Origin of the sequence: Candidatus Paceibacter sp. (genome assembly GCA_013360865.1) — a bacterium.
Classification (GTDB): Bacteria; Patescibacteriota; Minisyncoccia; order UBA9983; family UBA9983; genus SURF-57.
The window spans coordinates 47,305-65,422 of record JABWAS010000005.1 but is presented as its reverse complement, the minus strand read 5'-3'; the positions used below and the strand labels follow the sequence as shown (position 1 = coordinate 65,422).

The 18,118-nt window shown below is 42.9% G+C and carries 20 protein-coding genes and 1 tRNA gene; 5 read left to right on the top strand and 16 right to left on the bottom strand.

Going from position 1 to position 18,118, the window contains the following annotated elements; genetic code table 11:
- Positions 1–33: 33 nt before the first annotated feature.
- Entirely contained in the window at positions 34–324 is a 291-nt protein-coding gene (locus HUT38_02040) for an RNHCP domain-containing protein (GenBank protein ID NUQ57246.1), read from the bottom strand.
- Positions 314–2,056, bottom strand: coding sequence for an ABC transporter ATP-binding protein (locus HUT38_02035; protein NUQ57245.1), 1,743 nt, complete (start codon positions 2,054–2,056; stop codon positions 314–316). The genes HUT38_02040 and HUT38_02035 overlap by 11 nt, the downstream gene beginning before the upstream one ends.
- A gap of 64 nt (positions 2,057–2,120) precedes the next feature.
- On the opposite strand from HUT38_02035, the gene HUT38_02030 reads away from it, so the two are divergent.
- Positions 2,121–3,242, top strand: coding sequence for a tRNA-dihydrouridine synthase (locus HUT38_02030; protein ID NUQ57244.1), 1,122 nt, complete (start codon positions 2,121–2,123; stop codon positions 3,240–3,242).
- Between the two features lie 49 nt (positions 3,243–3,291).
- Here the strand turns inward: HUT38_02030 and HUT38_02025 are convergent, their stop codons facing one another.
- Together HUT38_02025 and obgE are read right to left on the bottom strand one after the other, a co-directional pair.
- Positions 3,292–3,900: a hypothetical protein gene (locus HUT38_02025; protein NUQ57243.1), complete on the bottom strand. Its 609-nt coding sequence runs from the start codon at positions 3,898–3,900 to the stop codon at positions 3,292–3,294.
- 153 nt (positions 3,901–4,053) lie between these two features.
- Positions 4,054–5,034, bottom strand: coding sequence for a GTPase ObgE (gene obgE / locus HUT38_02020; GenBank protein ID NUQ57242.1), 981 nt, complete (start codon positions 5,032–5,034; stop codon positions 4,054–4,056).
- A 12-nt stretch (positions 5,035–5,046) separates the two neighbouring features.
- On the opposite strand from obgE, the gene HUT38_02015 reads away from it, so the two are divergent.
- The 4 genes from HUT38_02015 to rplT all read left to right on the top strand — a co-directional run bounded on the left by HUT38_02015 (position 5,047) and on the right by rplT (position 7,167).
- A complete protein-coding gene (locus HUT38_02015; GenBank protein ID NUQ57241.1) occupies positions 5,047–5,838 on the top strand; it encodes a hypothetical protein in 792 nt (263 codons plus the stop codon).
- A 127-nt stretch (positions 5,839–5,965) separates the two neighbouring features.
- The gene (locus HUT38_02010) at positions 5,966–6,493 is read left to right on the top strand and encodes a translation initiation factor IF-3 (GenBank protein NUQ57240.1); all 528 of its coding nucleotides are present in this window, start codon (positions 5,966–5,968) and stop codon (positions 6,491–6,493) included.
- 10 nt (positions 6,494–6,503) lie between these two features.
- Positions 6,504–6,695 (top strand): 50S ribosomal protein L35, encoded by a 192-nt coding sequence (locus HUT38_02005; protein ID NUQ57239.1) that lies wholly within the window; start codon positions 6,504–6,506, stop codon positions 6,693–6,695.
- A 133-nt stretch (positions 6,696–6,828) separates the two neighbouring features.
- Positions 6,829–7,167 carry a 50S ribosomal protein L20 gene (rplT, locus tag HUT38_02000; protein NUQ57238.1) on the top strand — a complete coding sequence of 113 codons (339 nt, stop codon included), beginning with the start codon at positions 6,829–6,831 and terminating at the stop codon, positions 7,165–7,167.
- 98 nt (positions 7,168–7,265) lie between these two features.
- On the opposite strand, the gene HUT38_01995 is transcribed toward rplT, so the two are convergent.
- The 12 genes from HUT38_01995 to HUT38_01940 all read right to left on the bottom strand — a co-directional run bounded on the left by HUT38_01995 (position 7,266) and on the right by HUT38_01940 (position 18,099).
- Positions 7,266–8,462 carry a hypothetical protein gene (locus HUT38_01995; protein ID NUQ57237.1) on the bottom strand — a complete coding sequence of 399 codons (1,197 nt, stop codon included), beginning with the start codon at positions 8,460–8,462 and terminating at the stop codon, positions 7,266–7,268.
- Positions 8,444–9,037 carry an LOG family protein gene (locus HUT38_01990; protein ID NUQ57236.1) on the bottom strand — a complete coding sequence of 198 codons (594 nt, stop codon included), beginning with the start codon at positions 9,035–9,037 and terminating at the stop codon, positions 8,444–8,446. Before HUT38_01990 ends, HUT38_01995 begins: the two co-directional genes overlap by 19 nt.
- A gap of 66 nt (positions 9,038–9,103) precedes the next feature.
- The gene (locus HUT38_01985; GenBank protein NUQ57235.1) at positions 9,104–10,513 is read right to left on the bottom strand and encodes an MBL fold metallo-hydrolase; all 1,410 of its coding nucleotides are present in this window, start codon (positions 10,511–10,513) and stop codon (positions 9,104–9,106) included.
- Positions 10,491–10,913 (bottom strand): hypothetical protein, encoded by a 423-nt coding sequence (locus HUT38_01980; GenBank protein ID NUQ57234.1) that lies wholly within the window; start codon positions 10,911–10,913, stop codon positions 10,491–10,493. The genes HUT38_01985 and HUT38_01980 overlap by 23 nt, the downstream gene beginning before the upstream one ends.
- A gap of 342 nt (positions 10,914–11,255) precedes the next feature.
- Positions 11,256–11,630, bottom strand: a complete 375-nt coding sequence (locus HUT38_01975) for a hypothetical protein (protein NUQ57233.1) — start codon at positions 11,628–11,630, stop codon at positions 11,256–11,258.
- Positions 11,614–12,405 carry a DUF4065 domain-containing protein gene (locus HUT38_01970; GenBank protein ID NUQ57232.1) on the bottom strand — a complete coding sequence of 264 codons (792 nt, stop codon included), beginning with the start codon at positions 12,403–12,405 and terminating at the stop codon, positions 11,614–11,616. Before HUT38_01970 ends, HUT38_01975 begins: the two co-directional genes overlap by 17 nt.
- 494 nt (positions 12,406–12,899) lie before the next feature.
- Positions 12,900–14,069: a DUF262 domain-containing protein gene (locus HUT38_01965; GenBank protein NUQ57231.1), complete on the bottom strand. Its 1,170-nt coding sequence runs from the start codon at positions 14,067–14,069 to the stop codon at positions 12,900–12,902.
- Between the two features lie 5 nt (positions 14,070–14,074).
- Positions 14,075–15,226, bottom strand: coding sequence for a Fic family protein (locus tag HUT38_01960; GenBank protein NUQ57230.1), 1,152 nt, complete (start codon positions 15,224–15,226; stop codon positions 14,075–14,077).
- 317 nt (positions 15,227–15,543) lie between these two features.
- Entirely contained in the window at positions 15,544–16,170 is a 627-nt protein-coding gene (locus HUT38_01955) for a hypothetical protein (GenBank protein ID NUQ57229.1), read from the bottom strand.
- Position 16,171: 1 nt separating this feature from the next.
- Positions 16,172–17,272 carry an adenine-specific methyltransferase EcoRI family protein gene (locus tag HUT38_01950; protein ID NUQ57228.1) on the bottom strand — a complete coding sequence of 367 codons (1,101 nt, stop codon included), beginning with the start codon at positions 17,270–17,272 and terminating at the stop codon, positions 16,172–16,174.
- A 160-nt stretch (positions 17,273–17,432) separates the two neighbouring features.
- Positions 17,433–17,504 (bottom strand) — tRNA-Val (locus HUT38_01945).
- Positions 17,505–17,511: 7 nt separating this feature from the next.
- Positions 17,512–18,099, bottom strand: a complete 588-nt coding sequence (locus tag HUT38_01940) for a hypothetical protein (GenBank protein ID NUQ57227.1) — start codon at positions 18,097–18,099, stop codon at positions 17,512–17,514.
- Between the last annotated feature and the right edge of the window lie 19 nt (positions 18,100–18,118).

Here is an 18,118-nt window from a genome sequence, read left to right as displayed (position 1 = left end):
TTTTTAAATTACATTCGTGATTTTAGAATATTTTTAAGATATTTTCAACACTTCTTGAAAATTGTCTTTTGCCGACATTTTGTTTCTTTTTTCGTGTCCGCATTTTACGCAGCGGTGAGTTAAGACATACTCCCCTTTCTCCGTTTCCACTTTCGCCGGTTTCATCATTCCACTGCATTCCGCCGCCCGGTCGCCCGGATTTATGTCAACATGTTTGCTCCAAAGGCAAGACGGGCAATGATTGGTATAACCATCGCCTTTAACCTCTTCGCCGCAGTTGCCGCAAATGAAGTCTTCGATTGTGCGTTTGAAATTAGTACCCATTTTCCAAAATTTCGTTATTGGTTTGGAGCTCCCAAAGTTTTTTGTAAATTCCGCTGTCCTGAGTAAGAAGCTCCTCGTGCGTCCCCTCCTCAATTATTTTGCCGTTGTCCAAAACCACGATTTTGTCCGCCTTCATGACGGTGGAGAGCCGATGCGCTATGGCGATGAATGTTTTGCCCTGGGCCAGTTTTTCCATTGAGTCCTGAATGAGCCGTTCCGATTCGGAATCAAGATGACTGGTCGCCTCGTCAAAGATTATAATCTTGGGATTGAGCAAAAAGACTCGGGCGATGGCCAGACGCTGTTTTTGCCCACCGGAAAGTTTGACCCCTCTTTCTCCCACGACGGTATCGTATCCTTTTTCCAGCGATATGATGAAGTCGTGCAGATTGGCCAGCTTAGCGGCCGTTTCTATTTCTTCCTTGCCTGCGTTTTCTAAAGGATAACCTATGTTGTAGCCGATGGTATTGTTGAACAGTATTGGCTCCTGTGGCACGATGCCGATATTGCGCCGCAAGTCTTCTTTTTTGATTTTACTTATATCAAATCCGTCCACCAAAACCTGCCCCTCAATGGGGTCGTAAATTCTCAAAAGCAATTTTGTAAGCGTCGTCTTTCCGGAACCGGAACGCCCCACCAAAGCGGCAGAAGAACCGCCTGTAACGGTTAAAGAAATATTTTTCAATGCTTCCTGCCCGTCGGGGTAAGAAAAATAAATATTTTTAAATTGTACCTCGCCTTTTCGGCAGGAGAATTCCAGCGGCTTTTCCGGCTCAAGCACCACCAACGGATAATCCAGAATGGCAAAGTAATCTTTGAGGTCAACGTAGTTTCTCAAAATCCCCCTGAACCTGAACATTATTTTTTCTATATTGGGAAAAATCTGAGACATAAAAGTGAACACCAACACGAAGTCGCCGACTGATATTTTCTTGTCCGCCACATCCCGGCCGAGAAACGCCAGCATTGCGATAATGGCGGCAGCGGAGATCATGCGGACAGAGAAGTTCATTTTCCGAAACGACAGATAAAGATTCCACAACGAAGACCGCCATCGTTCAAAAGCTTTTTCCAGGTTGGCTGTTTCCTTCCTTTCATTAGCGAAATATTTTACTGTTTCGTAATTTACCAGATTGTCGGCGATAAGATGTGATATGTTGTCATCGTCTTTGATATGTTCAGCCCTCATCACCATGTTTTTTCTTATGAAATAAATTGAAGACAAAATGATAAAGACGATGCCGGCGAAAAACACGGCAAGCAGCTTCGGGCTTATAAGAGAGAAGGCTAGAGCGGCGACGATCAGCCTCACAAAGTCGTCAATGAATTCTCCGTTCAGATCCTGGTCCATGTTAGAAAAAGCGCCGTCGCCTCTTTTGAACTTGCTTATCAACTCACCCGATTTTTTGGTGGAATGAAAGGCAAAATCAAGATTCTGCAAATGGCGGAATATCTTCATTTTGGAGTCGGCAAGCGCCGGTATGAAATATTCTCCGCCAAAAAATCCGGACAGATTGCCGAAAAAAATCATCCCTATTCTGGTCGCCCCGTAGACCCCCGCCACCGTGAGAAAAACGGACAAAGTAAGATTGTAAAAATTATCCACTATATAGCGGTAAATAAACGGCATAAAACTGGCCAACAACGTGGAGAGAAAAGCGCTTATAACAGCGGGGATAAAGTACCATTTATATTTCCATATAAACGAGTAAAAAACGAGAAAAGTTTTCATAAGTCGCCCTTATTTTCTCATATTCTTGCCAAAATGCCAAATTAACTATATTTTTAAGGACGTTATGACAAAAGGTTTCTGGAAAACAATTCGACAAGCTCAGCGTAAAAACAATCCGCCAAAGTGGCCGATTTTGGCGTTGGCGCCGATGGCGGACGTCACCGACGCGGCATTCCGCCGGATTATCGCGAAGTACAGTAAAACAAAAAATGGCGCGCCCTACATCACTTTTACGGAATTTGTTTCCTGCGATGGGCTGTGCTCTGAAGGCAGAAAAAATCTCCTGCCACTGTTGAAATTTTCTAAAAAAGAAAAGCCGATAGTGGCGCAAATTTTCGGCGCCAAACCGGAAAATTTTTACGAGTCAGCCAAGCTGATAAAAAAACTCGGTTTTGACGGCATAGATATCAACATGGGTTGCCCGGACAAAAAAGTTATCAAGCAGAGTGCCGGGGCATCTTTAATAAATAACCCCCGACTGGCGCAAAAAATTATTTTGGAGACGAAGCGTGGAGCGGGCCGTTTGCCCGTTTCCGTCAAAACCAGAATCGGCTACAACCGATACGACAAAAAAGAATTAAAAAAATGGCTGATTGCTCTTCTAGAATGCGAGCCGGCGGCCATCACCATCCACGCCCGGACAAAAAAAGAAATGTCGCTTGTCCCAGCCCGATGGGACATCGTCGCCGAAGCGGTGAAAATCAGAGATGAATTTTGCGGTTCAAAACCGGACAAAACTTTGATACTGGGCAACGGCGATGTCCAAAGCGTCGCGGAAGCTTATGAAAAAGCGGAACAATACGGCACTGACGGAGTAATGATCGGCCGGGCGGTTTTCGGCAATCCGTGGCTGTTTGCAGAAAACCGACCGTGCCAGGAGCCCGCAAAGCCGGTCACCATGGCAGGTCGGTTTTCCAATGCCGAAAATTTTGCAGTCCTGCCTGGTTGTTTTCATCCTGGAAGGTCGGCAAAATTTTCGACACGGATATCTGTCCTTCTTGAACACACTAAATTATTTGAAAAATTAAATAAAAATAAAAATTTTGACGTGATGAAAAAGCACTTCAAATCATACGTCTCCGGCTTCATCGGCGCTAAAGAATTACGAATCAAGCTAATGGCCTGCAAAAACGCGAAAGAGGTTGAGGTGGTTTTGAAAAACAAAAGGGCGCCGTTTTCATTTTAATTTAAACAGCGCCCTGTTTTTGCGTTGGAGGATATTGGTTTAACGGCACTTAACTTGGCTTGGCTTGAGGACCAAAAGTTTCGCCTAACCACCTTGCGAACAACTTAGACCCTTCTTTAAACCTTTTCATAGCCTCACCATCATCAAGCATATCAACATTACTCCTTACGCAGCCGCCCATATATGGTGACGCGTTACCAAAACGACATACGCAAAACCCAAGTATTTCACAGTCGGAAACGATTCCATTGTCTATCTTGTCAAAAACATGTCTTTGAGAAACACCAATATCGCAGAATTCTTTCATAAAACTACTTTCCTCTTTCTCCTTACGGTCTTGATAATACAAAAGCGTCTCAAAATCTCTTTTGTATCTTTCGGGAATTTCAACGCTAACCAACCTGTTGATTTTTTCCTTTATTTCAACGGCTCGCCGGTGGCATGTTTGCAGCGCGCTTAACGCCCTGTCCTTATAATTACTGGCGGTCCCCATTTCTGGAGAATATTCTATTCTGCCGGCAACAATTCCTTTATAGAAGAAATATCTCTGTTTCAAAGCAACCATTCCTTTTGTATAAACATCTATATATCGGTCTTCAACGGCAGTTGATTTTCCAAGTTTTACCAAAGACCCATAAGCGCCCATCCTGTCATTCAATTTTTTTAACAAATTAGCGAATCTATTAAAAACGTAAGGACGATAGTATCGCATATCCAACCCTCCTAAAAAATTTTCAAACAACAAAATATAAGCACACGCTTAATTTTTCTTAGTTCAAATTAGCATCGGCAGCGTCAATTATCAACCTTGTTAAATATTCGCTGAACTTGTTTTCTCTTCCATCAACTTATTCAGAATTTTCTTCACCTCCTCCATGCTGGCCGGATCGTGGATGGAGACGGCTTTGACCGGCTTGCCGGCCTTTCTAAGCTCCATCATTTTTTGCTTTAAAGTTTTCTCGTCAACCAAGTCGCTTTTGGCCAGGAAAATATATTCCGGTTTTTTAACAAGCGCCTCGTTGTAGGTCATCAGTTCTTTGACGACGATGTAATAATCTTTAAGCGGATCCTCCGATTCCGCCGAGATGAGGTGGAACAAAACTTTGGTGCGCTCAACATGGCGCAGGAATTTTATACCTAGCCCTTTTCCGGCGGAAGCGCCTTCAATAAGTCCGGGGATGTCGGCCAAAACCAGATCGTAATAGACTCCGAGGTGCGGCTCCAGAGTGGTGAAGTCATAATTGGCCACCTTGCTCTTGGCGGCAGTCAGTTCATTGAGCAGACTGGACTTTCCGGCGTTGGGAAAACCGATCAAGCCCACGTCAGCGATGAGCTTTAGCTCCAGCCGCAAAGTAAAACCTTCTCCGGGCAATCCTGGCTGGCACTGCCTCGGACTGGTATTTTTGCTGCCGCGGAAATGCCAATTGCCATGCCCGCCGAATCCGCCCTCGGCCACCAAAACCCTTTCTCCGATTTTCGTTATTTCCTGGTCAGCGCCTTTATCCAGATTATGAATCACCGTTCCGACGGGAACTTTCAAAACAACATCCTCGGCGGCGGTGCCGTCGTTGAGCTGTTTCTTGCCGTTCTCGCCGTCTTTGGCGACAATGTCTTTTTTGTAGCGAAATTGCTTGAGCGCGCCCAGGTCGGACACGCCTTCCATATATACGCTGCCGCCGTTGCCTCCCCTGCCGCCCGTCGGCCCCAGCGTCATCAGGTTTTTGTTGAAGTAAACCCCGCCCTTGCCGCCCTTGCCAGCTTTGACTTTGATTGTAACATCGTCTATAAGCATAATACTCGCATTATGAAGGGAAAAAATTTCAATGTCTATAAACCGGTCGGAATTTCGCCTTTGGACGCGGTAAAAATTTTGAGGCAAAAACATCCGGAAACGGAAAAAGAAAAAGTAACTTACGCCGGACGGCTGGACCCTTTGGCGGAAGGTGTTTTGATTTTGCTGGTCGGCGACGCCATCCAGCAAAAAGAAAAATACCTCAAACTGGATAAAGAATACGAAGCCGAAATTTTGTTCGGCTTTAAAACGGATACTTACGACATTTTAGGACTGCCTCAAAAAATTCGCCAGCCGCTGCCAATGTCAAGGTTCAACCTTGACATTGGGTTGGGAAAATTTCTGGGAAAAAATAAAATGCCGCTTCCGCCCTACTCCTCTTACAAAATCAAAGGCAAGCCGCTTTTTGAATGGGCGCGGAAAGGAAAGCTCAAAGAAATAAAAATCCCGGAAAAAGAGATTGAGATTTATGAAATTAAGTTGCTGGAGCTGAAGAAAGTCGGCTCGGAAAAGCTTCTGGAAAAAATTATCAAAAAAATAAAAGTCGTCCAAGGCGACTTCCGTCAGGAAAAAATACTCTCACAATGGCAAGAAAAAATCCTTCCTAAAATTTGCTATCGCTTAAAACAAGAAGGATTTTGGGTGGCGAGAATAAAAATAAAATGCTCCAGCGGAACATATGTCCGATCCATCGCTCACAAACTGGGACAAAACCTAAAAACCGGAGCGGTTTTACTGGGACTTAAGCGTACAAAGGTGGGCAAGTTTGATATAAAAGATTCTATTGACATTCGACGTCAATAGTTAAATCTAAAAAGAAGAGAACTTCTTGATGCTATCGCAAAGTCCTTTTGTTTACAATGTCAAGGTTCAACCTTGACATTGGGCTATTGTCTTTATCAACCTCTGGGAGCTTGCAAAATATTAAAAAATAAGTAGAATACTCTTTATTAAGAAACCGCGCGTAAATAATCAAATAACCGCTTCCCAATTAAGGGTCATTGGCAACGACAATGAAAATTTAGGCGTTATAAGCCTCGCCGAAGCGCTGGACAAAGCCAGAGAAGCCGGCCTGGACTTGATAGAAATATCGCCCACGGCCAATCCGCCGGTGGCCAGGATAATGGACTTCGGCAAATACCTTTACCAGCAGCAGAAGAAACAGAAAGAAGCGGCCAAAAAAGCGCACGAGGTGGAAATAAAAGGAATTCAGATAGGTTTGGGCACGTCGCTCCACGACCTGGAGATGCGGGCCAAGAAAATAGACGAGTTTCTTAAGGAAGGCAACCGCGTCAAGATAGACCTTATCCTGCGCGGGCGGGAAAAATATCTGGACAAGAATTTCATCGGCGAAAGAATGACCCGGATATTGAATTTAATAAGCGAAAAGTATAAAATGGCCGACGGTCCGAAGAAGAGTCCCCGCGGCATGACGGCCACGATAGAAGTTTCAAAATAACAACACCAATATGGCATTTAAAACAAACAAATCATACGCAAAAAGGCTGAAGATAACCAGGAACGGAAAAATCCTGGGTAGAAAAGCCGGCCACGACCACTTCAACGCCAAGCAAAGAAGAAAAAACCAGCTGAAGCAAAAAAAGCTGCAGCCATTCCAGATGGACAGAAAAGACATCGGCACATATCTGCCGCATAATTAATGGCTTGGCCTGAATTTTACGAGTTTTGCGAAGTTAAGGTAATATTTTGAAAATTATACAGAATTATTAGCAGATTATGTGCGGGGTGCGCAATTTTGTAAATTGCTCGCAGACTCGCAAACAAAATTGGCATATGACAAGAGTAAAAAAAGGCGTTCACGCCTTAAAAAGAAGGAGAAAAATATTGAAGCAAACAAAGGGTTTTAGGCATGGCCGCAAATCCAAAGAAAGGATGGCCAAAGACGCTTTGCTGCACGCCGGCAAGCACGCTTTCCACGACCGGAGAAAAAAGAAGAGGAACATGCGGGCGCTGTGGCAGGTGAAGATAAACGCCGCCGCCAGAACAGGCGGATTGTCCTACAGCAAACTCATCAGCAAGCTCAAGAAATCGGAAGTGGCTTTGGACAGAAAAATCTTGGCCCAGTTGGCCGAGTATCACCCTCAAATATTTTCCAAAATCGCGGCTATGTAATTCAAACTTGGAAGCTAAACTTCCAATTGGAAGTTTAGCTTCCAAGTTTCCGGCAACAATCACCTTAAAAAACGACCCCGCCAATCGGGGTCGTTTTTTTATTTACCCGCAAACCCCGCAACAATATCCCAGATATTATAAGCCACCGCCGCGATGATGCCGGCAAGCACCGCCATCTCCCAACCCCGTCTTAACTTTATTTTCTTATAGTCTATCTCCGCGATGAGGTCGCTTTTGTCTCCGTCTTTGAGAATCTTTACCATCTTTCTCCTGATAAGGGTTATAAATATTCCCAGAGCTCCCATGCCCAAAGAGCCGATGATACTAAGCATCATCACCAAACCTCCTTCCCTTCCGATGTAATATAAAATCACAGGAGGAACCGCCGCCGCCAGAAGAGCCGCGAATTGGGGCATTTTGTAGTCGTACATAAAGATATTTTTTACGTCTATGGCCAGGGCGATATAAGAAGTGAACACGGCGAAGAAACCGATAATTGAGCCAATGGCCAGCGCCTTGCCGCCCAAAACAGACACCATGCCGGATAAAGCGTCCTGGCTGACCATGCCCCCATTGACGCCCAGCACCGCGGCCACGAAAATCAGGTAAAAAAACGCCGCCAGAAACAGGCTGACGATTATCACCTTTTTGTATTTGCTTATCGGTTGGCCGGAAAATATGTCCCGCACCGCCGGTATGACGGAAAATCCGCTTAAAGAGAAAAGCCACACGCCGTACGGCAACAGCCAGTTTTTGTTTAAAAGATAAGGCGTTCCGTTAAAGAAATTATCCAGCCTTATTTCCGGCGCGGCCACGTATAAAAGATAAGCGATAAAGCCGAAAACGGGTACGGTGAGGATAAAGTTTATCTCCCCTATTTTGCTTAAACTCAAGGAAGCCAAAACGCCCCCGACGATAAAAAAGAATATGGAGAAAAACTCGTCCGTCCGGCCGTTGAACAAGTCAAAAAAATTACCCAGGAAAATTCCTCCAAGAAGTCCGTAAACAAGCAAGGAACCGTAAGCGGCGCCAAGCGTGGTTATAAACGCCAGCTTCTCGGCTTTTTTACCCAGATACATCCGGGTGTAGCCGGTGATGCGGTGAACTCCTTTGGTGTAATAAGAAACCTCGCCGTACCAAAGGTGCAGAAGCAGGATTATAAGAAAAGAAACGACGAGCTGGAAATTGCCCCAGAACAGTCCGGCTTTGGAAAAAGCGTAAGGGAGGCCGAACATGCCCGCCCCCACGATCATTCCGACCATCAAACCTATTCCTTTTATATACAGCCTGGGCATTGGGCGGTAGAGTCTTTTTCTTTTTTGACCATTTCTATTATTCTTGCCACCAGTTTTTTGGGGTCCTTGTCGTATATAACTTTGCCGTTGCCGCGGTGCGATTCGTTCAATATTTTTTGGATGAGCTCGTCGGTCTCCCAGTCGCCCTGCAAAACTCCTATCGGCTTGTTGTCCTCAAAGGCGATGGTGAACTCGTTGAGCGTGCCGATTCTGCCGCAACCGACGATGACGGCGTCGGTGGAACGGGTAAGCAAAAGGTTGCGCCCGGCGTAACCGGTGCCGGTAAAAATTATCAGGTCCATGAATTCCAGCGGCAGGCCGTATTTCTCCACGTGCTCTTTCTCCGTTTCGGCCGGAGAAATGCCGATGGAAACGCCGCCCGCTTCTTTGGCTCCCTTGGCCGACCAAAACGGAAATCCGGTGGTGGCGCCGGTCACCAGGACGGCTCCCTGACTTACTATTTCTTTCCCCACGTCCTGGCCCAATTCCAAAGCGTCCATGCCGCAATGGCCCGTTTCCGCCGCTCCGGAAACGCAAATTTTTATCTTAAGATGAGGATGTCGTGTTTCATTCATAAAAATTAAAATTTAATTAGTGTTTTTAACTCTTTTTTCCTTAATTTTGATTTTTGAATTTCTTTATTATATCTCAACCGTGAAAGATTCTCCAATCTGCGGAGCAACAGCGTCCACTCCCAGGTAATCTCTTATCCGCTGGGTCAGAAAAAGGCTTGATTTAGGCTCGCCGTGGGCCACAAAAACTTTCTTGAGCGTGTCAACCGACTTGCCGACGAAATCCAAGAGGCCGTTGGCGTCGGCGTGGGAAGAATAACCGCCGATTTTCTCCACACTGGCTTCCACCGGCACTTCCTCGCCCATAATTTTTACCAGTCTCGCCCCGTCCTGCAGCATCCTGCCCAAAGACCCGGCGGCCTGATAGCTCACCAGCAGCAAAAAGTTGTTTTTATGGGGCAGATAATTTTTAAGGTGATGCAGAATCCTGCCGCCGTTGCACATGCCCGCTCCGGCGATAATCACTTTCGGCGCCGGAACGCCGGAAATGTTTTTTGATTCCTCGGTGGACAAGGTCATTTTAAGGCCGGGAAAGTTGAACAAGTCGTCGCCTTTTAAAATTTCATTCTTCGCTTCGCCGCTGTAAAAATTGACGTGATTTTTGTAAACTCCGGTGGCGCCGATTGAAAGCGGGCTGTCCAGAAAAATGGAAAGCTTCGGCACCCGGCCGTTTTCCACTAAATTATTCATCTGGTAAAGCAGTCTTTGCGTTCTCTCCAGAGAAAAAGCGGGGATCATCAGAACGCCGTTGTTCTTCACCGTCTCCTCAATCATTCTTTCCAGCTTGATGTCGGCCTCCGAGGAATCTTCGTGCAGTCTGTCTCCGTAAGTGCTTTCCACCACCATGTAGGCCGCGTTTTTGGCTTCTTCCGTCGGGTTAAGCAGCGGTTCGGGAGAATTGCCCAAATCGCCGCTGAAAATTATTTTTTTAGATTCAGGGTTTCCTGCGCCGGAAATTTCCACGAAAGCCGAACCCAGGATATGTCCGGCGTCTTTGAGTTTGATGGAAAATTCTCCGACCGCGAAATCTTCCCCGTAATTTTTCGTTTTCCATAAAGCCATCGCGTTTTCCACGTCCGCTTCGGTGTAAATAAGGCTGTTTTTGCCGTTATGTTTGGCCTCCTTGCTTAAAACTCCGATGCTGTCTACCAGCATCAGCCTGGCAAAGTCCCTGGTGGGCGCGGTGGAATATATCTCGCCTTTAAATCCGTCTCTGACCAGTTTGGGAATTCTGCCGATGTGGTCCAAGTGGGCGTGAGTGACGATAAGCGCGTTCAGCGATTGCGGCTCGTAAGGAAACGGCTCGTTATTCCTTTCCTCCCCGATTTTCGTCCCCTGGAACAGACCGCAGTCAACGGCTATTTTGGAGCCGCCCGGACCGGAAACCGATTCCACCACGTAATTTGAACCGGTCACCTCCCCCGTTCCGCCGAAGAAACTTATTTTTACTTTACGCTTATTGTCTTTTTTTTCTTTCATATAAAAATTTCAGCGATATTGTCAGACCGCCCAGCAAATCCACCAGCAAATCCTTGAGCGTGTCCAGCAAGCCGCCCTGTTCCAAAAGCTGGATGTAATTGTTTTTCGTTATCAGGCGGTCCACGGCTAATTCGTAAAATTCCCAAACAACGCCGACAAGCGCCACAAAGCCCAAAATAACGATGGCGGTGTAAACCGGCGGCAAAAAATTAAGCGGAATTCTTTTGGATGACCACCAAATCATGGCCATGGCGATAAACGCCCCGCCCAGAAAATGCATCAGATTATCAAACCACGGCCACCTCCAGTAAACGGAATAAAAAGTGGCGACCATTTGGCCGATAAAAAACAAAACCAGAAAAACGACTAATATTTTGGAAAAATTTTTCCCGAAAATCATCCCGGTAGTACAAAATATGATTGCTTATCGTTTTTGGTTAAATAACCTAATAACAATCAAACAATCATTTTACTTTTAAACTAGCAACATCGGTCTGCCCAGCAAAAACCATCATATTTTGTACTACCGGGCATCCCGCTTTAAACAAATCATGAATCTTTTAGGCTCATTCGGACGATGGCCACCGGGAGTAAACTCTCCCAGCGTAAGCTAGGTGGGTGCCCGCATAGTCATGGCGCGAGGCCATAACCGGATATAAGGCTCCCGATTGAAGTAACTCAATCTAGGAAGTTTACCCCAATGACCACTTATATTATACCTCCTTGAGTTGCGATTTCAACCTCAAAAATTTTTTAAATATTCCTTAATTCTGTCCCTATCTTCATTTTCTTTCTCACCCTTAAAATATATCTCAATAAAATCAACTGTGCAGTTTTCGCAATGAAAAGCATAAATAACCCTTATTCCGCTTTTTGAACCTCGCCCTTTCAACGCTTTGCAAGCGAATTTTTTAATTTTACAAACTTGTATCTTTTCCGTGCAAAAACCCTGAATCGGAAAAGTGCTTAAATTATTTACTTTCTGAACATGAAAAAGCTCAATCACCGCGACTTTTGCTAACTCTAAATCGTCCTCAAGCGATTTGAATTTTTTGAGTAATCTTTTGAAATCTTTTTGAAATTCCGGCGTTTCGCCATAATTAATCTTGAACGTCATAATTTCTCACGGAAGTTTTTGGGGTGCGGTAAAATACGGCCTCGTAATCAAGCGGCTGGTTTTCTTTCGCGATAATCCAGGGAGTGTCCTCGTGAGAGTATTCGCTTAATTCTGTGGCATTTTTATCGCCCAGTCTTGCTATTACTTCATCAATATGGCGCAACTCGCGCGCGTCCTTTAATTTCGTTAAATCGGGTTCGCGAATTGGCAAATATTTTCTTTGTGGATAATTAAAATATTTTCCCTCTACTTTGACGATCTCGCCATTTTTAATCATGTCATCAACGATAGTTTTGAACTCAACCGGCGTAGGTCCATAGTGATTTTTAATATATGTCGCGCCGACAAGCTGTTCTTCAAATTTTTCATAAAAATCAAAATCAATAAAATAAAGCAATTTATAAACCACCGCTTCGCCGACATTCGGCTTGCCGCCGACTTTTGATAAGACATAAAGCAGAACTTCCTTAAATTTTTCCAGATTTTTTTGCGGAACGCTTATTCTCATTTCTTGCTTTTCTTCTTTTATTTTTTTGACACTCTTTTTAACTTCTACTATGGCAGAAGTATCTTTTCCTTGAACAAAATCGTCAAAAACAATACCAAAAATATCCGCCAATTTTCTTGCTTCAGTGATAGTTAAGTCCCGCTCGCCTTGTTCTATTTGAATGTAGGTCGGACGGGAAACGCCAATCTTAGACGCCAAAAAATCCTGCGTTAGGTTGTGTTTTTTACGCTGTTCTAAAATAAATTTACCAAGCATATTGTCATTCATAGACTAATCCCTGTAAAATTATTTGTCAATAGAGATGTGAATAAGTTTGACAAGAAAGATAAAAGGACTAAAATAAAATAAGGAGCAGTCATTGTTTGCGGCAATGACACCCCCACCAATCAGAAATGTCTTTTTTAGCCCTTTGGGGCATTTCGGCTAAAACTCGAAGTAAAAACTCAACACTTTTATCTTATCAGATTTAGGTCATTTAACAAACAAGGGTATTAACAGTTCAAACAAATGCCTTATTATACTCGCAATACCGGCAAGTCATGGCAACAAAAAGACGTATCACAACTAAAACAGCTGGTTCGTCAAAATACACCAACACGAGTAGTCGGATTCAAACTTGGTAGGACCGAAAATGCTATTAGGGCAATAGCCATCAAACTTGGCTTAACCATACAACAGAAGGAATAAATAGCTCAAAAAAGAACGAGACCGCAACTCGTTCTTTTTTTCTTTATTTCCCCGATTTGGTTCAGCCATATTGTTTACCTATTACCTTTCGCCCGATTATGTGTCTTGCACAACATTTGGCAATTCTTAATATCGCTTTTACCGCCCTTACTCCAAGCCGACACATGATCGGCGTCCATTTCGCCAAAACTCCAAACTTTACTCTTGTTGGCGTCATGCCCCATGGCGCAATGCGGACAGTTTGATTCGCCTTTTTTCTCTGCTTTAGCTGTTTGTGTTGCGTAAACCGACTTTTTAATTGCCTCATCAAAGACTCGGACTTCAATCAATTTTGTATCAACAGAGCCGCCGAGAATATACTCAAAAATGCCTTTGCGGTTTTTAACATAAGGATCAGCATAAAGCTTTTTTAATTCAACGGATACTTTTGCCGGATTATAAGCTTTTTTGTGATATTCCTCATGCAGCCGTCCCCACTCAAGCCCGCACATCTCGCTTTCTACATCGGTAAATACACTGGAGATCCAATCAATCACGCTGTTGAAATATTTTTTTAACTCATTGATATTTTTGTCATAGCGATGAATACTCATGTAATCATCAATATTTCCTTTGCTTACCCAGTCTAAGGCTCTCTCAAAAAATGCCTGTCGGTTCGCGCTGCCTTTTATGTACGCGCTCCATTTTTGAATATTGGCATTTTGGCTGTTACTGAACTCCTCTTTGCCCAGCGTAACGAACGGTCCGGAATAGATTGCGTTTAACAATTCTTGAGGAACGAGCGGAACTCCGGCAATGTTAATCGTTTTAAACCACTCCTTTATCTGGCTTTCCGTCCCCTCGCATTCATAAATGAGCAGTTTAGTTTCCAAAATTTTCACTTTCTTGTCTTTCGCCATGCCGCCAAAATATTGCTCCATGCCGTTTTCGTCTTTGATGGCAAATTTGTCGGTAATAAAACGTCCGAGGCTGGTGATGCGTTGCTGTCCGTCCAAAACCTCCAAATTATATTCGCTAACTTTATTGAAATAAATCAAGCCAATTGGATATCCTTTCAAAACTGATTCAATGACGGCCATTTCTCTTTTACCGCCGTCGGAAGCGTAGATATAATTGCGTTGATATTCCGGCTGAATGGTCAACTTGCCAGATAAGCCAAATAAACCTTTGCCCTCAAGTTCGTTATAGACGAACCCTTCGCAAATATCTTTGACGGTAATGTTAGTTTTTAGAGTTGTTTTCATGGTGTTTATGTATTAGCAGGAAGAAACCCGTTCTTATCCAACATCTCTACAACGTCCCTTCTTAAATATTTATTGCCAAAACATAAAACATATTTAATGGAACTTTTCCCTTGGGGCATTATCATCTCTTTCTTTTTTAATGCTGATATTTTTCTAGACAATGTTACTCTCGGCATGTCAGCGAAAACAGGGGAAATATCTGAGAACTGGAAAACTTGTTTTTCAACGGCAACTTTCAGAATTTTATATTCTTCATCATTAATAACTTTTCTATTTAAAGACATATCCAGAGCGGGTAACAATATCTTGGTTTTCAAAAACTGATAATCCGCCAACTTGTATATCTTTTCAATTTCTCGTTTCAATCCGGACAAAAAATATTCGCACCAAGACAACAGCCCTTCTTTTGAAAAATCATCCGCTTTCGCAAGCGCGTCATAATACTTATTTCTATCAATACAAAAAACCGCGGTTGGATTTATAATTCTTCCAACCTCAACGTTAAAACCATAATTTACCAGCATTGCGTAAGTAAAAAGTCGGACAGACCTTCCGTTCCCGTTATCAAAAGGGTGTATCCACGCAAAACGATGATGAGCGATAGCTGTTTTTAACAAATCATACTTTGGTTCATTTTCCACGTTTATAAAATCAATTAATTCTTCCATTAAATCGGGAACTTTTATGTAATCTGCCGGCTTATGTTTTGAATTTTTAATCACAACTGGAACTTTTCTATAATCGCCCGGCGTCTTGCTCCCCTCTTTTGATGCCGAAAGATCTTTGGTTACGATTTTGTGTATATCGCTTATAAAAGCGCGGTCTATCTTTTTATGACGACTAATCAAGGCATTGTCTATAAAATCCATCGCCCTTTCGGAATTTTCAATTTCCACGATGTTTTCATCTTTTTCTTTATTGCCGTCTTCAATCGTAATTTCTATGTATTCGGCAACGGTCGTATTATTCCCCTCTATCCGCGCCGAACCAACGCTTTCAAAGATATGAAAGATTTTTTTCAATTGAAAAAAGGTGGATGCCTCTGTTGTTCCACCGAGTTTTTTCTCCCTCATTCTTTCCAATTCAATAATCAAACTTGCCAGCCTTGAATCAAAATCGGGAGTTACCAATTCAAGTTTTTTGTATGTATCATTCATTTTTTAAACATGTATCATTCAAACAGCAAAAAGGGCTGAATTTAAGAGCTTTTCGACTACAATCAAATTGTAATATGTATCAATAAATAAAACAAGATGTATCACTGCACAGAAAAACGTAAATCTTGGGTTAAAACAAGCAATATTTACGTTTTCAGTTTGTTTATATCTATAATGCCAATGTCAACGTTTTATGCCATTTAGTTGACTTTTGCAAGAGCAACGGCAACTAAACATTCGCCGTCTACAGTGTTATAAATAATAATTTAGTTGTTTTTGTCTTGGTTGGGCATGGGATTGTTTCATAAAGTTTTGCGTTAAGAATTACGACTTTCTAATGTCTTTGGATACCCAATACCCATTATTAATTTTTGTAATTCCTCTGCCAATTTACTAGCTTTATCTGCCGGAAAGTTTCCAACAGAAAATCTCATATATTCATCAGTAACTGATTTCTGGTTCTTGTATTCCTCATTCCCAGTCATTTTTCCAAACTCTCTTATTTTATCTGCAACCTCTTTTGTTACACCAAGTTCCGATTTTTGGGGAATATGTCCTTTTTCGTGCCTATTATTTTCAATCTGTGTAATAAGTAATTGATTGCACTTTTTTATATTGTCTAATCTACCCCTAATATCCTTTATATTTTCACTATTTGTAACATGGCAAGCATTGTGTTTCAAAAATTTTTCTAAACTCAATGCGTTATTATGACTATCAAAAAGTGTATACAGCTTGATAACAATAAATGTCAAAAGAATTTCTCTTAGCCAATTATCTTTTTTGGTCGTTCCTGTTGTAAATTCATTATTTTTCAGGCTCTTAAAAATAACAGTAGCGCGCTTCACATCCTCAGAAGCACCCAATAAATTGGCAAGTTGCTTATTTGCTATTTTTTTCATATAAACCCTTCTTTCATTTTTGTTTTTATCTGCTACTTTCATATTACTTCCCCACTCTCTTATGTTTAATCAAAATTCTAAAATACGGGCATGTTCCATTTTTTAATCTTAAATCCTTGTCATCGCTTCCGTGTCTAAATTTAACAATTTCAAACTGGTCAGGATTATATTTATCCAAAAAACTAATCGGCACGCCTATTACGCCGTTATAATCACTCGGGATGGAGTCGGTGAACGGCACTTCTATGGCATCGTAGTTGTCATATTTATCATACGCCTTTTTGCCTTTGATTTCTTTGTGTTTGCTGTATTTTAAATTTTCTTCCATTGTCATAAGCGGCAATGGTTGATGACGGCGCCCATGGTCTAGGTTGGTAAACCAACAAACACCAGGAACGCGATTTACTTTTACGCCATTTTGTTCACGTTCAAATTTATATGTATCAGCATAAACGAAATCATTAGAAACTTGAAAATACATGCCGGTATTAAAATTCGTTGCCCCAAGCCACATCTTGTTTTCTTTAATTTTTGGGAAAACCTCTTTATATGTAATTGCATTCATATTGCCAATAATCAAAAATTTTTTATCATAATCAAAAAGCTGCTTAACATATTCGCGAAACAGAGAAAATGGCGGATTTGTTATCACAATGTCAGATTGTTTGAGCAGATTTATGCATTCATCGCTGCGGAAATCGCCGTCGCCTTCCAGTGGCGCCCATTCATTATGTTTGTTTGCCTTTAACTGTTGGGCAATATCCTTCAAGTTAAACTCGCCGTCGCCGTTTATGTCGCGCGCTTCGTTGATAATAAATTTGTTGGCCGTTATTTTGGGGCGTCCTTTTGCTTTCGTGAGAGTTTTGTCGTCGCCAAATAATCCCAGTTGCGTGTTGGCTACGGGCGAAGGTTTGTAGCTGGTGGTGATAAGCTGTTTTAATCCAATCTTATTGAAATTGAGGACAAAATAGCGAAAAAAATTGCTTTCAAACGGATCGTCGCAGTTGCAATACACCACTTTGCCCCGAAACACATCGGGGTTGTATTCCAGATACGCCGCAATCTCTTTCTGAATATCGCCGTATTGGGTATAAAACTCGTCGTTCTTTGCCCGTTTTGCGTTTGTAAGATTTTTATTTGCCATAATTTACTTAATTAAATCATCAAACGCCACGCCAAGCACGTCCGCAATTTTCTTTACTGGCTCAAAAGTAAGATTTTAGTGCGCGATGTAGGGATTGAACCCCTTACTATCCGCCTGCGGCGGAAGTACGGGGCAAGCCTACGGCCTTTGCTTCGATAAGTGGACGATAGAGGGATCGAACCTCTAGCCTCTACAGTGTGAATGTAGCGCTCTACCATTGAGCTAATCGTCCGTCAAAATTACACATTTATCTTGTTCAAAGCTTTTTCGTACATTCCGAGGCGGTACAAAAAGTCTTCCGTTTTAAACACGGTGTAAGTTATCTCCCGCCCGATCTCGGCCTCAATGTTTTTCAACACTTTATCCAGTTTCGTTTCTCTGATGGCGTCGCCGACCAAAAGCAAATCAACCCGGCTGCCGTCGGACTGGATGAACACGCCGGAAAAAATTACCAGTTTGATTTTGCCGACGGAACCGAGCTCTTTGACGACTTTTTCTTTGTCCACCGGCGCCACGTTGGCGAAAAGATTTTTCAGCGGATGGAGGAACGGGAAAGCGGCGTTGAGCGAATAGCCCACCACTTTCTTTTTCTTGGTTTTGGTTTCTCCGCTTTTGAGTTTAATCGTTTCCTCCACCGTTTCCTCTCTTTGTTTTATCAGGTCTATTGACTTAAAAAGAGAAATCTCCCGACGCGTCAGCGGCATGGCCACTTTCGCGCGACGGGAGACGTCTTCCAGCGTGAAGAATCCTTCCGGATTGGCCAGAAACAGGCGGATGATTTTTACCCGGGAAGCCGAGCCTAAAAGTTTTTCCAGAACACCGTTCATCGCGCTTATTCTAGCACCG